The sequence below is a fragment of the Rhizobium nepotum 39/7 genome (assembly GCF_000949865.1).
Lineage (GTDB): Bacteria > Pseudomonadota > Alphaproteobacteria > Rhizobiales > Rhizobiaceae > Agrobacterium > Agrobacterium nepotum.
In genome coordinates this window covers 168,665-182,326 of record NZ_JWJH01000017.1, presented here as the reverse complement: position 1 = coordinate 182,326, position 13,662 = coordinate 168,665, and the positions used below count along the sequence as shown (strand labels likewise).

Genomic DNA, 13,662 nt, shown 5'->3' with positions numbered 1-13,662 from the left:
AACAGCTATTCAGGGGCAAACACGGGCGTATGGCTGAAGTCAGGGGTGAAAAGGTGAAGTTCAGCAAGCGCGATATCATTGCGCTGCATGATCTTCCTTCGGCGCAGACTGAAAATCCCATCATCGTGCATTGCCCGGCGCCGCGCTCCATGGTGCGGGCCCTGTGCAAGATTTTCGCTGCTCTTTTCGTGCTGGCTTTCCTGTCGATCGGCGGCATCATCGTCTCCGTCGAGACCGGATCGATCGACAAGGCCCTTTCAAGCCAGGCGCAGCAGGCGCTCGAAAGGGCGCTCGGACCGCACTACAGCGCGCGGATAGGTTCTTCGGCCATAAGGTTCTCGACCGGGCTGCGGCTGGCGCTGGTGGCGGAGGATGTTGATATCATCGAGAAGGAGTCCGGCCAGCATTTGAGCCGGGCGCGGGCGATCGGCATGGCGCTTGACCCGATCGCGCTTCTGACCGGTCGCGTCTCGGTGCAAAGTCTTGAAGCCGACGGGATGGAACTCGATACGGCGTTACTGCCCAAGGGCAACGGTTTCGATCTGTCCAGTATCAAGCTCGACGCCGTGCCGCAGCAATTGCAGGGGGCCTTCGAGCAGCTCGACAAGCTCGCCCAGGCGTTCCTCAGCAGCGGAACCGAGGAAATCGATATTTCCAGCGTTTCGGTTCATCTGCCGCCCGGCGAGCTTGGCAAGCCGCGCACCATCGAGGTGCGCGAACTTTCGCTGACCCCCGACCAGCAGGGTGGATATTCGCTCGATGGCGAGACGCTGTTTAACGGCGAAATCGCCAGCGTGTCGCTCAAGACATCGGGGGCCGGCGGGGTGATCGACGGCTTCCAGGCCCGGATAGATGGTTTCGATATCGGCCCGTTTCTGGAAAAATACGATCCCCAGGGCAATCTGCATGAAGGGTTGAACGTCAAGTCCGGCATCAGCATCCTCGCCCGCCGCGCCGTGGAAGGGCACGAGCCACGGCTGGAAGTTTCGGTCGGCATGGGCAACGGAACGCTTCTCATCGGCGGCGAGGCCCAGTCCTTCACCGCCGGCACCGTCAATGCGCGCTTCGATTTTCAGAAAAGCACGCTTGTGATCGAGAATTCTCGGATCGACCTCGGGCGGACGGTTATTCCTGTCGCCGGCGAAATCAGGGATACGGACGAGGGTTTCGGTCTTTCGCTGCGGATCGACAATGCGATCGCGTCGGCGGAAGCTTCCGGCGAGGAACCGGTTCCTTTCAGCCTGAAGGCGGACGGGCAATTCACTGCGGCCACGAAGCAGCTCGAGGTTCCCTCGCTTTATGTCACCGGCCCGCTCGGAGACATGGCGGGATCGCTGAAAATCCGGTTCGGGGAGGGTTCGCCTGAAATCAGCTTCGCCGGGCAGATTCCGAAGATGGAGGCCACGGCGGTCAAGCAGCTCTGGCCGTTCTGGATGGCGCACAAGCCGCGTGACTGGGTCGTGTCCAATCTTTATGGCGGCACCGTTACGAACGGCTCGATTGCGATCTTCATTCCCCAGGGACGGATGTGCGGTCCCGGTTGCCCGCTGGTGCTCGGCGAGAGCGAAATGCAGATCCGCTTCGATATCGACGGTACGCGGCTCAACACCACCGGCGACATTCCGCCGCTGCGCGATGTCGACGCGCATTTCAATCTCGTCGGTGCTCGCATGGACGTCGATCTCAAAAGCGCGACATCCTATTTCCCGTCCAACCGGTCGCTTGCGCTGGAGGGCAGCCAGTTCGTCATCTCCTCCGTCTATGACAAGCCCCTGCTGGGAAATCTCGATTTGAACGTTTCGGGCTCGGCCGATGCCGTGGCGGAGCTTGCGACGCTGAAGCCCATCAATGCACTCAAGGATACGCAGTTCAAGCCGGAGGACTTCACCGGTGACGTGAAGGCGAATGCGAAGCTTACCGTCGGCATGCTCTCCAGCCAAAATCCGCCGCCGCCGGTATGGACGGCCGATCTCGATCTGACGAACCTGTCGCTGACAAAGCCATTCTCTGGCCGCAAGGTGACCGCCCTCGACGGTTTCATGGCAATCAACGACCGGCAGCTCCGGCTTGAGGGCAAGGGCCGGGTGGATGACGTGCCGATGGACATCCAGATGACGGAGCCTGTGCGCAAGAACAGCGATGTTGCTCCGACGCTGTCGCTGAAGGCGACCCTCACCGAGACGCAGGTCGCCAAGCTCGCGCCGGAGCTGTCCACGGTTCTGGGCGGTACGACGGTTGTGGAAATCAATGGCGCGGATATGAAACACCAGGCCATCCGGCTCGATCTGGCGAAGGCGTCGATCGTTCTGCCGGGACTTGGCTGGAGCAAGGGCATCGGTATTCCGGCAAAAGCCGCCTTTACACTGGAAACCGGCGATGGCAGCCGCACGACGATCAGCGATTTTTCCCTCACCGGCGATGGCTTCGGCGCTGCCGGCGATATTACCTTCAGCAAGAATGGGCTGATTTCGGCCGATCTCAGCCGCATGCAATTGTCGCCATCCGACAATTACGCCGTCGCGGTCGCCGCCACGAAAAATGGATATACCGTCAACGCTTCCGGGAAATCGGCCGACCTTCGGCCTCTTTTGTCGAAGCTTCGCAGCCCTGCCGGGGGAGGCGACGGGACATCGCGTTCGCAGCCCTCCCTTGCCATCAAGGCGCAACTCGACAAGGTCTACGGTTTCAACGACGAAGTCCTTTCCAATGTCAGCGCCGATGTCAGCGTGCGCGAAGGCAAGGTCCGCTCGGTTGATTTTCGCGGCGTCACCGGCAATGGGCAGGCAGTGGTTGCGCAGACGACCAATCGCGGCGCGACGGGAACCGTTACCCTGACAAGCAGCGACGCCGGTTCTCTCGCCCGTTTCGCCAATATCTACACCCGCATTCGCGGCGGCCTTCTCAATCTTGCCTTGACGACCGCCAATGGCAGCGACTGGAGCGGCTCGCTCGACCTGCGCAATTTCGCCGTCGTCAACGAAGCGAAACTTCAGGATATCGTCACCACGCCGACGGGTGATGACGGCAGGAGCCTCAACAATGCCGTTCGCCGCAATATCGATGTCAGTTCGGAGAAATTCCAGCGCGGTTTTGCCCGTCTCGTTTACGTCAACGGCTCGGTTGCGGTGGAAAACGGGGTGGTGCGCGGCGAACAGATCGGCGCGACGTTCCAGGGCCTCCTGAAAGACCAGAGCGGCCGCATGGACATGACCGGCACCTTCATGCCCGCCTACGGACTTAACCGGCTGTTCGGCGAGTTGCCCTTCATCGGCATCTTCCTCGGCAACGGCCGCGATCGCGGATTGCTCGGCATCACCTTCAAGCTTTCCGGCCAGACGGACCAGCCGAAGCTGACGATAAACCCGCTGTCGCTGATCGCGCCGGGCGTCTTCCGGCAAATCTTCGAGTTTCAGTGAATGGAGCGCCGTAAAGCTTGGCGCAAGCGGATGTTTGGCGAGAACGGGTGCACCCGCACTCCGTCACCCCGGACCTGATCCGGGGCCCATGCGATCAAGTCCTTGATCGCGCGGGAGCCCTTTCACGGCGCAGACGCGCCGTGGCTGGATGCCGGATCTAGTCCGGCATGACGGAAGTGGGGGAGGCCTTATCGGCGCGTCGAGGACCGCTTTCGCAGTCCTCGACAAGATGTTTTTCGTAGGCTCTTAAGCCGGGCGAACGAGAACGTGCTTCTTCTTGCCAACCGACAGCTTGATGACGCCATCGCCGGTGATTTCGGCGGAACCGATCATCTGGCGGTCGTCGGATACGCTCTTGTCGTTGATCTTCACCGCACCGCCCTGAACGTGGCGGCGGGCCTCGCCGTTCGAACCGGCTAGACCGGCGCGGACGATGAGCGACAGCACGCCGACGCCGGCATCGAGTTCGGATGCCGGAACCTCGATGGAGGGCAGGTTTTCGGCGAGCGCGCCTTCCTCGAAGGTCTTGCGCGCGGTTTCGGCAGCTTCTTCGGCTGCGGCGCGGCCATGCAGGATGGCGGTCACTTCCGTTGCGAGGATTTTCTTCGCCTCGTTGATCTCCGATCCGCCAAGCGCGGCGATACGGGCGATCTCATCCATCGGCAGCGTGGTGAAGAGTTTCGCGAAGCGAACGACGTCCGCATCTTCCGTGTTGCGCCAGTACTGCCAGAAATCGTAGACCGGCAGCAGATCCTTGTTGAGCCAGACGGCACCCGATGCCGACTTGCCCATCTTGGCGCCCGAGGAGGTGGTGAGGAGCGGCGAGGTCAACGCGTAGAGCTGCGGCGTCCCCATGCGGTGACCGAGATCGATACCATTGATGATGTTACCCCACTGGTCCGAACCGCCCATCTGCAGGCGGCAGCCGGTGCGCTGGTTCAGCTCCACGAAATCGTAGGCCTGCAGGATCATGTAGTTGAATTCGAGGAAGGACAGCGACTGCTCGCGGTCGAGGCGCGTCTTCACGCTGTCGAAGGACAGCATGCGGTTGACCGAGAAGTGGCGGCCGACATCGCGCAGGAATTCGAGGTAGTTCAACCCGCGCAGCCAGTCGGCATTGTTGATCATCAAGGCCGGGTTCTCGGCGCGATCATAATCGAGGTAGTTGGCGAAGACGTGCTTGAGCGAGGTGATGTTGTCCTCGATCATGTCGACCGTCATCAGCTTGCGGGCCTCTTCCTTGAAGGAAGGATCGCCGACCATGCCGGTGCCGCCGCCCATCAGCGAAATCGGCTGGTGGCCGGTTTTCTGCATCCAGTGCAGCATCATGATCTGGGTGAGGTGGCCGACATGCAAACTCGAAGCCGTCGGGTCATAGCCGATATAGGCGGTCACGGTTTCCTTGGCGAACAGTTCGTCGAGACCCGACTCGTCGGAAATCTGGTGAATGAAGCCGCGCTCGTCGAGCGTGCGGAGGAAATCGGACTTGAACCTGGACATGACCTTTTTCTTTCTGGTTGGATATTTGCCGTCATTGTCTTCCAATGAACGCCGGGGGCTTTACCATTGTTTTTTGAAAAGTGCACCCGTTTCGGCCATGAATAACGGCGATTCATTTCGGCATGATTCGATATTGCAAAGGAGCGGCGCGTGGGCGAGGTCAAAACAGCGATCGGGCTGATGAGCGGAACATCGATGGACGGCATCGATATCGCCCTTTTGCGCACGGATGGCGAAAGCATCGTCCGGCACGGACCGAGCGGTTATTTTCCCTACGATCCGGCCCTGCGCACCATCTGGCAGAAAGCGCTCACGACGGCCAAATCCATTCGCGAACGGCGCGAACGTCCCGGTGACCTGGGGGAGGCGGAACGCAAGCTGACGCTTGCCCATGCGGCGGCGGTCAAATCCTTCCTCAACCGTCACCGGCTTCAGCCCAGCGATATCGATGTGATCGGTTTTCACGGCCAGACGGTGCTGCACCGGGCGGATGAGGCGCTGACCGTCCAGATCGGCGACGGTGCGCTTCTGGCTGAAGAAACCGCCATCGATGTGGTCTACGACATGCGCGCCAACGACATGGTGCATGGCGGGCAGGGCGCGCCGCTCATTCCCGCCTATCACATGGCGCTCTCCGCCAATCTGCCCGATGGCTTCGAAACGCCCGCCGTTTTCGTCAATATCGGCGGCATATCCAATCTGACCTATATCGGCGAGGGCGGCCGGCTTGCGGCTTTCGACAGCGGCCCCGGCAATATGCTGATCGACCAATGGATCGAAGCGCATACGGGAAAAGCCTTCGACAAGGGCGGCAGGACGGCGGCGGGCGGCAGCGTTGTTGCCTCGCTGGTGACGCGCTACATGGAAAGCCCGTTCTTCTCGGCCAATATCCGCCGCTCACTTGACCGCAGCGATTTCGTGCCGCCGCAAAAGGGTGAGGTCTCGCTTGCCGACGGCGCGCGCACGCTGTCGCATCTGACGGGGACCGCGATCCTCAAATCGGCCAGCTACCTGCCGGAAGAAGCAAAAACCTATGTGGTCTGCGGCGGCGGGCGGCTCAATCCGGTGATCATGGAAGAGTTTGCGAGCCTTGCCGCAAAGTCTGGTGCAAGGGTGATTGCGGCGGAAGAGGCTGGGTTCGATGGTGGGGCGATGGAGGCGGAGGCCTGGGCCTATCTCGCCGTGCGTTCGCTGAAGGGGCTGCCGCTGACCTATCCCGGCACGACGGGCGTGAATGAGCCGGTGACGGGTGGGGTTTTGGTGAGGGCGTAATAACGATCATAGTAGACGACGGCGGGCGTGGCTTACCCCCCTCTCCCTGCCGGGCATCTCCCCCTCAAGGGGGGAGAACGACCCGAGGCGAGGTCTCGACCATCTCGACGGTTGAGAATGAAGTGCCGACAAAGCGTCTTGCCGATCTCCCCCCTTGAGGGGGAGATGCCCGGCAGGGCAGAGGGGGGGAGCCACGCCCGCCGTCGACCATTGTAGTCAGATCAACACCTGCCTTGAAAAACGGCGGCCTATCACCGAATGCGCTTGGCCGCCGGTTCCGGCACCAGTTCGCCGTTCAGGCGGCGGTCGAGGTAGTCCTCGCATTCGCCCATCAGCTCATCCACCTTGCCGTTGAAGAAGTGGTTGGCGCCGGGAAGGATGCGGTGGGTGATGAGGATGCCCTTCTGGGTCTTCAACTTTTCGACCAGACCGTTGACGTCCTTCTCAGGCGCGACCTTGTCGGCATCGCCATTGATGATGAGGCCGGAAGACGGGCAGGGCGCGAGGAAGGAGAAGTCGTAGGTATTGGGCTGCGGCGCAATCGACATGAAGCCTTCGATTTCCGGGCGGCGCATCAGAAGCTGCATGCCGATCCAGGCGCCGAAGGAATAACCGGCGACCCAACAGCTTTTCGAATCGGGATGCAGGCTCTGCACCCAGTCGAGGGCGGAGGCAGCGTCGGAAAGCTCGCCGGCGCCGTGGTCGAACTCGCCCTGGCTGCGGCCGATGGAGCGGAAATTGAACCGGAGCGTCGTGAAACCGCGCTTCTGGAAAAGATAGAAGAGCTGATAGACGATCTGGTTGTTCATCGTGCCGCCGAACTGCGGGTGCGGATGAAGGATGATCGCTATCGGTGCGCTCTTTTCCTTGGAGGGTTGATAACGGCCTTCGAGGCGACCCGCAGGGCCGTTAAAAATGACTTCGGGCATTGGTACTCCGGTCGTGTTTTTTCATTCTCCAACCGCATTCTTCCGATGAGAAGACTTGACGAACTGTGTCATCTTTTCTAGAACGCAGTTTAGAATAATTCGAAACTTTGCGTGTGCTTAAGCACTCGGTCGTGTCATAAGGCAAGCGCAACTGTAATTTCAAGAAAAATGCGTTTTGGCGCATATAAGATTGAGCGAAGCTTTTCCGCGATGACGGGTTTGATGCGCACATATATGGACTGGAACGCCACGGCGCCGCTTTTGCCCGCCGTGCGGGACGTTCTTGTCTCCGCGCTGGAGATTGCCGGCAACCCGTCCTCCGTCCACCGGGAAGGGCGCGCGGCCCGCGCTGCCGTCGAGGGGGCCCGCCGCGAGGTTGCGGGACTTGCCGGGGCACAGGCATCCCACGTCACCTTCACCAGCGGTGCGACGGAAGCGGCCAATCTGGTGCTTTCGCCTGAATTCAAGATGGGGCGCGCTCCCGTGCGCTATGGTCGTCTTTACGTTTCGGCTATCGAGCACCCCGCTTTTCGCGAAGGCGGCCGGTTCGCCAAGGCTGACGTTACGGAAATTCCCGTTACGTCAGCGGGTGTCATCGATCTTGCCGCGCTTGAGTTGCTGCTGTCTTCGCACGACAAATCCACCGGCTTGCCAATGGTTGCCTGCATGCTGGTCAATAACGAGACGGGCATCCTCCAGCCGGTGGCGGAGGCAGCGCGGCTTGCGCATGCTGCTGGTGGACTGATGGTGGTCGACGCCGTGCAGGCCGCTGGCCGCGTTCCGCTCGATATCAACGGTCTCGACGCGGATTTTCTTGTCCTCTCGTCCCACAAGCTCGGCGGCCCGAAGGGTGCGGGCGCCCTGGTCTCGCGCGGCGAAGTGATGATGCCGAAGCCGCTGATCCATGGCGGCGGGCAGGAAAAGGGACATCGTTCCGGCACGGAAAATACCCTGTCGATTATCGGTTTCGGTGCGGCTGCCGCTATCGCTGCGCAAATGCTCGAAGTGGAAACGGTGCGTCTTTCGGCGTTGCGCGCAAAGCTGGAAGACGGCATGCGGGCAGTTGCGCCTGACGTGATCATTCACGGCGAGGATGTCGGACGTGTCGGCAATACCACGTTTTTCACCTTGCCCGGTTTGAAGGCGGAGACCGGCCAGATTGCCTTCGATATCGAGGGCATCGCGCTCTCGGCCGGTTCGGCCTGCTCTTCCGGCAAGGTGGGGGAAAGCCATGTGCTGACGGCGATGGGGCACGATCCCAAGCTCGGCGCGCTCAGGATTTCTCTTGGCCACGCGACTAATGAGGCGGATATCAAGCATACGCTCGCTGCCTTTACGAAAATTGCCGGGCGGCGCAGGCTGGCCGGTCAGGCCGCTTAAAATGCGGCAAAGAATTGCGGAATAGCAATTTTCCGCTTGCCGGGATGTGTGAAAAGCGCCATCCCGCACTTACATGGGTATAAGATCCACCCGTTTATGCGGGCTGGGATAATTGCCCGAAGATGGATAAGGCGGCTTTCCGCCTGACACGTTGACAAGCCACCGGACCTTGGCTCCGGCGAGATTGGAGAACGACATGGCAGCGGTTCAGGAAACGATCGATCAGGTTCGCCAGATCGATGTGGACCAGTATAAATACGGCTTCGAAACCGAAATCGAAGTCGACAAGGCCCCGAAGGGCCTTTCGGAAGAGGTGATCCGCTTCATCTCGGCCAAGAAGCAGGAGCCGGAATGGATGCTGGAATGGCGTCTTGAGGCTTACAAGCGCTGGCTGACGATGGAAGAGCCGACATGGGCGCGCGTCAGCTATCCCAAGATCGACTTCAACGATCTCTATTATTATGCCGCACCGAAAAGCACGCCCGGCCCGAAGTCCCTTGAGGACGTGGATCCCGAGTTGCTGAAGGTCTATGAGAAGCTCGGCATTCCGCTCAAGGAACAGGAAATCCTGGCCGGCGTGGAAAACCGTCGTGTGGCTGTGGACGCCGTGTTTGACAGCGTCTCGGTCGTTACCACCTTCAAGGCGGAACTGGCCAAGGCCGGCGTGATCTTCATGTCGATCTCCGAAGCCGTTCGCGAATATCCCGATCTGGTGAAGAAATATCTCGGCTCGGTCGTTCCGCAGACGGACAATTTCTATGCAACGCTGAACTCGGCTGTCTTCACCGACGGTTCCTTCGTGTTCGTGCCGAAGGGCGTTCGTTGCCCGATGGAGCTTTCCACCTATTTCCGCATCAACGAAAAGAACACCGGCCAGTTCGAGCGCACGCTGATCATCGCCGAAGAAGGTGCCTACGTCTCCTATCTCGAAGGCTGCACGGCACCGCAGCGCGACGAGAACCAGCTTCACGCCGCCGTTGTCGAACTGGTGGCGCTCGACGATGCCGAAATCAAATATTCGACCGTCCAGAACTGGTATCCCGGCGACAAGGACGGCAAGGGCGGCATCTACAACTTCGTGACCAAGCGCGGCGATTGCCGTGGCGACCGTTCGAAGATTTCGTGGACGCAGGTGGAAACCGGCTCGGCCATCACCTGGAAATATCCGTCCTGCATTCTGCGCGGCGATGACAGCCGTGGCGAATTCTATTCGATCGCGGTCTCCAACGGCCATCAGCAGATCGACAGTGGCACCAAGATGATCCATCTCGGCAAGAACACGTCGAGCCGCATCATCGCCAAGGGCATCGCCGCCGGTTTCTCGGAAAACGTCTATCGCGGCCAGGTTTCGGCCCACCGCAAGGCGACCAACACACGCAACTTCACGCAGTGTGACTCGCTTCTGATCGGCGACAAGTGCGGCGCGCATACTGTGCCCTATATCGAGGCGAAGAACTCGTCCGCTCATTTCGAGCACGAGGCGACGACGTCGAAGATTTCCGAAGACCAGCTGTTCTACTGCCTGCAACGCGGCATTCCCGAGGAGTCGGCGATCGCACTGATCGTCAACGGCTTCGTGAAAGATGTCATCCAGCAGCTGCCGATGGAATTTGCGGTTGAAGCGCAGAAGCTGATTGGAATTTCGCTGGAAGGGTCTGTGGGTTAACTCTTGCTCTACGTCATCCTCGGGCTTGTCCTGGGGATACACAGCCTTTGGCTTGAGCAGAGACAACCGCCGACTGGATCCTCGGGTCAAGCCCGAGGATGACGGATGTGAGAATTGAGAGCGACCCGCACAGACGGGTCTACGAGGCGGTCCTTGAAACCGCACCATGAACAGGAACCAAACCATGCTTGAAATCATCGACCTGCACGCAAAGATCGCCGATACCGAAACCGAGATCATCAAGGGCCTCAACCTGAAGGTTGCCGCTGGTGAAGTTGCCGCCATCATGGGGCCGAACGGTTCGGGCAAGTCGACGCTGTCCTACATCCTGTCGGGCCGCGAAGACTACGAAGTCACCTCCGGTGACATCCTCTATAACGGCGAAAGCATTCTGGAACTGGACGCGGCCGAACGTGCTGCCAAGGGCATTTTCCTTGCCTTCCAGTATCCGGTCGAAATTCCCGGCGTTGCCACCATGCAGTTCCTGAAGGTTGCGATGAACGAGCAGCGCAAGGCGCGCGGCGAAGCCGAGCTGACGACGCCGGACTTCATCCGCCGCGTCAAGGAAGCCGCTGGCGACCTGAAGATCGACATGGACATGCTGAAGCGTCCGCTCAACGTCGGTTTCTCCGGCGGCGAAAAGAAGCGCGCTGAAATCCTGCAGATGGCGCTTCTGGAGCCGAAGCTCTGCGTTCTCGACGAAACCGATAGCGGCCTCGACATCGATGCGCTGAAGATCGTGGCTGATGGCGTCAACGCGCTGAAGTCGCCGGATCGCGCCACCGTCGTCATCACCCACTATCAGCGCCTGCTCGATTACATCGTGCCTGATAGCGTTCACGTTCTCTACAAGGGCAAGATCATCCGTTCGGGTGACAAGGCTCTGGCGCTGGAACTGGAAAACAATGGTTACGCCGACATCATCGGTGAAGCGGCCTAAGTAGGGCCAGGAGGTGATGTCCATGAACATTCAAACGACCAATCGGCTGACGCCAGCGGAAACCGCGCTGTTTGACGCCTATACCGCAAAGTTCAGCGAATTGCCCGGCGACGGTGCCGTGGTTGCGGCCCGTGACGTGCTGTTCGACGATCTGAAGACCGGCGGTCTTCCGACCCGCCGCATCGAGGCATGGCACTATACCGATCTCAAGAGCCTGCTGCGCGCTGTTCCCGAGGATCAGCCCGCGCCGGTAATCGACAAGGTTGCGCCTGTCGTCGCCGGTTCGCCGGTCGCTTATGTGCTGCACGGTACGGCCAATATCGGCAAGATCGAAGACATCAGCGTCTCCAGCTTCGCCGAGAGCCTTCTGAACGGTTCTGCGGCTGCGGGTCTTGCGGAAGCCAGCAAGGACGACGCGATCGGCCGTATCAACGGCAGCTTCGTGCGCGATGGTCTGACGCTCGACATTCCTGATGATGCCGAGATTGAAAAGCCGATCGAATTGCAGGCGATTCATGGCGCGGGTCAGGTTCACAGCCGCTTTCCGGTGCGCTTCGGCAAGGGTTCCAAGGCGACAGTTATAGAGCGTCACCTTTCGGTGACTTCCGATGCAGCCTTTGTTTCCTCCGTCACCGACATCGTCGTCGAAGACGGCGCGGAAGCGACGTGGATCATCCTGCAGCAACAGGGTGCGGCCGACATCCATCTTGGCCAGCTGCGCATGAAAATCGGTGCGGACGCCAAGATTCGCCTGTTCGTCATCAACGCCGGCGGCAAGCTGGTGCGGCAGGAACTGCGCATTGACGTGGACGGCGAGGGTACGGACCTCATCGTTCGCGGCGTCAACCTCTTGGGTGGCGAAACCCATACCGATGTGACGATGGTTCTTGGCCACAACGTGCCGAACACGACTTCGACGGAAGTTTTCCGCAACGTGGTGTTCGACCGCGCCAAGGGCATTTTCCAGGGCATGATCCGGGTCGCGCCCGATGCCCAGAAGACCGATGCGAAGATGGCGTGCAATACCCTGCTGATGTCCGACGACGGCGAGTTTTCGGCAAAGCCGGAACTCGAAATCTTCGCTGACGACGTGCAGTGTGGTCACGGTGCGACGGTTGCCGATATTGACGACAACCATCTTTATTACCTGATGGCGCGCGGCGTGCCGCGGGCCAAGGCGCGGGCGATGCTCGTCAACGCCTTCGTCGCTGAGATTGCCGAGGAACTGGAAGAAGAAAATCTGGTAGAGGCGCTGGAGGCCATCATCTCCGGCTGGCTGGAACATCATGCCTGAGAGCGAACGCGCCGCAATCGCGGCCCCTTATGACGTCGAAGCCGTGCGGAAGGATTTTCCGATCCTGTCGCGCGAGGTCTATGGCAAGCCGCTGGTCTATCTCGACAACGGCGCGTCCGCTCAAAAACCGCAGGTGGTGATCGATGCCGTTTCGCATGCTTATTCCAACGAATATGCGAATGTGCATCGTGGCCTGCATTTTCTCTCCAATGCCGCAACCGACGCCTATGAGGCGGCGCGCGAAAAGGTGCGCCGTTTTCTGAACGCCGGTTCGGTGGACGAGATCGTCTTCACCAAATCCTCCACCGAGGCGATCAATACGGTCGCTTACGGTTACGGCATGCCAAAGATCGGCGAGGGCGACGAGATCGTCATCTCGATCATGGAGCACCACTCCAATATCGTGCCATGGCATTTCATTCGCGAGCGGCAGGGCGCCAAGCTGGTCTGGGTGCCTGTCGATGATGACGGCGCATTCCATATCGAGGCTTTCGAAAAGAGCCTGACGGAGCGCACCAAGCTCGTCGCCATCACCCATATGTCGAATGCGCTCGGCACCATCGTTCCGGTCAAGGAAATCTGCCGCATCGCCCATGAGCGCGGCATCCCGGTGCTGGTCGACGGCAGTCAGGGCGCGGTTCACATGCCGGTCGACGTGCGCGATATCGACTGCGACTGGTACGTCATGACCGGCCACAAGCTTTACGGTCCCTCCGGGATCGGCGTGCTTTACGGCAAGGCTGATCGCTTGAGCGAGATGCGGCCGTTCCAGGGTGGCGGCGAGATGATCCTCGACGTCTCCGAAGACAATGTCACCTATAACGAGCCGCCGCATCGCTTCGAAGCGGGCACGCCGCCCATCGTGCAGGCTATCGGGCTTGGTTATGCGCTGGATTATATGGACAATCTCGGCCGTGCCGCGATTGCCGCGCATGAGGCCGATCTTGCAGCTTACGCCACCGAGCGGCTGCGCGAGGTCAATTCGCTGCGCATCATCGGCAATGCGCCTGATAAGGGCGGCATCTTCTCCTTCGAACTCGAGGGCATTCATGCCCATGACGTCTCGATGGTGATCGACCGGCGCGGCGTAGCCGTGCGTGCCGGCACCCATTGCGCCATGCCGCTCTTGAAACGGTTCGGCGTCACCTCCACATGCCGGGCATCGTTCGGCCTTTACAATACCCGCGCCGAAGTAGACTCTCTTGTCGAGGCGCTGGATTATGCGCGCAAATTTTTCGCCTGATATCAGGATAAAAGAGATCAGG

The 13,662-nt window shown here is 60.2% G+C and carries 9 protein-coding genes; 7 read left to right on the top strand and 2 right to left on the bottom strand.

Features of this window, described 5'->3' with window-relative positions; all coding sequences use genetic code 11:
* Positions 1-29 precede the first annotated feature (29 nt).
* Positions 30-3,416, top strand: coding sequence for a YhdP family protein (locus RS75_RS18060; RefSeq protein ID WP_045022753.1), 3,387 nt, complete (start codon positions 30-32; stop codon positions 3,414-3,416).
* Between the two features lie 246 nt (positions 3,417-3,662).
* Here RS75_RS18060 and tyrS read toward each other — a convergent pair whose 3' ends face one another.
* A complete protein-coding gene (gene tyrS, locus RS75_RS18055; RefSeq protein WP_045023189.1) occupies positions 3,663-4,916 on the bottom strand; it encodes a tyrosine--tRNA ligase in 1,254 nt (417 codons plus the stop codon).
* 150 nt (positions 4,917-5,066) lie between these two features.
* Here tyrS and RS75_RS18050 point away from each other — a divergent pair, with 150 nt between their 5' ends.
* Positions 5,067-6,188, top strand: coding sequence for an anhydro-N-acetylmuramic acid kinase (locus RS75_RS18050; protein ID WP_045022751.1), 1,122 nt, complete (start codon positions 5,067-5,069; stop codon positions 6,186-6,188).
* Positions 6,189-6,439: 251 nt separating this feature from the next.
* Here RS75_RS18050 and RS75_RS18045 read toward each other — a convergent pair whose 3' ends face one another.
* On the bottom strand, positions 6,440-7,117 hold the full coding sequence (locus RS75_RS18045; protein ID WP_045022749.1) for an alpha/beta hydrolase: 678 nt from the start codon (positions 7,115-7,117) through the stop codon (positions 6,440-6,442).
* Between the two features lie 210 nt (positions 7,118-7,327).
* Here RS75_RS18045 and RS75_RS18040 point away from each other — a divergent pair, with 210 nt between their 5' ends.
* From RS75_RS18040 to RS75_RS18020, 5 genes are all read left to right on the top strand, one after another.
* Positions 7,328-8,497 carry a cysteine desulfurase family protein gene (locus tag RS75_RS18040; protein WP_045023188.1) on the top strand — a complete coding sequence of 390 codons (1,170 nt, stop codon included), beginning with the start codon at positions 7,328-7,330 and terminating at the stop codon, positions 8,495-8,497.
* A gap of 196 nt (positions 8,498-8,693) precedes the next feature.
* Complete coding sequence (sufB, locus tag RS75_RS18035) at positions 8,694-10,163, top strand: Fe-S cluster assembly protein SufB (RefSeq protein WP_045022747.1); 1,470 nt, start codon at positions 8,694-8,696, stop codon at positions 10,161-10,163.
* Between the two features lie 184 nt (positions 10,164-10,347).
* Positions 10,348-11,103, top strand: coding sequence for a Fe-S cluster assembly ATPase SufC (gene sufC, locus RS75_RS18030; protein ID WP_003507958.1), 756 nt, complete (start codon positions 10,348-10,350; stop codon positions 11,101-11,103).
* A 22-nt stretch (positions 11,104-11,125) separates the two neighbouring features.
* On the top strand, positions 11,126-12,397 hold the full coding sequence (sufD, locus tag RS75_RS18025; RefSeq protein ID WP_045023187.1) for a Fe-S cluster assembly protein SufD: 1,272 nt from the start codon (positions 11,126-11,128) through the stop codon (positions 12,395-12,397).
* Positions 12,390-13,640, top strand: a complete 1,251-nt coding sequence (locus RS75_RS18020; RefSeq protein ID WP_045022745.1) for a cysteine desulfurase — start codon at positions 12,390-12,392, stop codon at positions 13,638-13,640. Before sufD ends, RS75_RS18020 begins: the two co-directional genes overlap by 8 nt.
* The last annotated feature ends 22 nt before the right edge of the window (positions 13,641-13,662 follow it).

Bases quoted from the DNA above. Each gene is read 5' to 3' on its own strand.
- RS75_RS18060 (WP_045022753.1), top strand. From the start codon at position 30: ATGGCTGAAGTCAGGGGTGAAAAGGTGAAGTTCAGCAAGCGCGATATC.
- tyrS (WP_045023189.1), bottom strand. From the start codon at position 4,916: ATGTCCAGGTTCAAGTCCGATTTCCTCCGCACGCTCGACGAGCGCGGC.
- RS75_RS18045 (WP_045022749.1), bottom strand. From the start codon at position 7,117: ATGCCCGAAGTCATTTTTAACGGCCCTGCGGGTCGCCTCGAAGGCCGT.
- RS75_RS18040 (WP_045023188.1), top strand. From the start codon at position 7,328: ATGACGGGTTTGATGCGCACATATATGGACTGGAACGCCACGGCGCCG.
- sufB (WP_045022747.1), top strand. From the start codon at position 8,694: ATGGCAGCGGTTCAGGAAACGATCGATCAGGTTCGCCAGATCGATGTG.
- sufC (WP_003507958.1), top strand. From the start codon at position 10,348: ATGCTTGAAATCATCGACCTGCACGCAAAGATCGCCGATACCGAAACC.
- sufD (WP_045023187.1), top strand. From the start codon at position 11,126: ATGAACATTCAAACGACCAATCGGCTGACGCCAGCGGAAACCGCGCTG.
- RS75_RS18020 (WP_045022745.1), top strand. From the start codon at position 12,390: ATGCCTGAGAGCGAACGCGCCGCAATCGCGGCCCCTTATGACGTCGAA.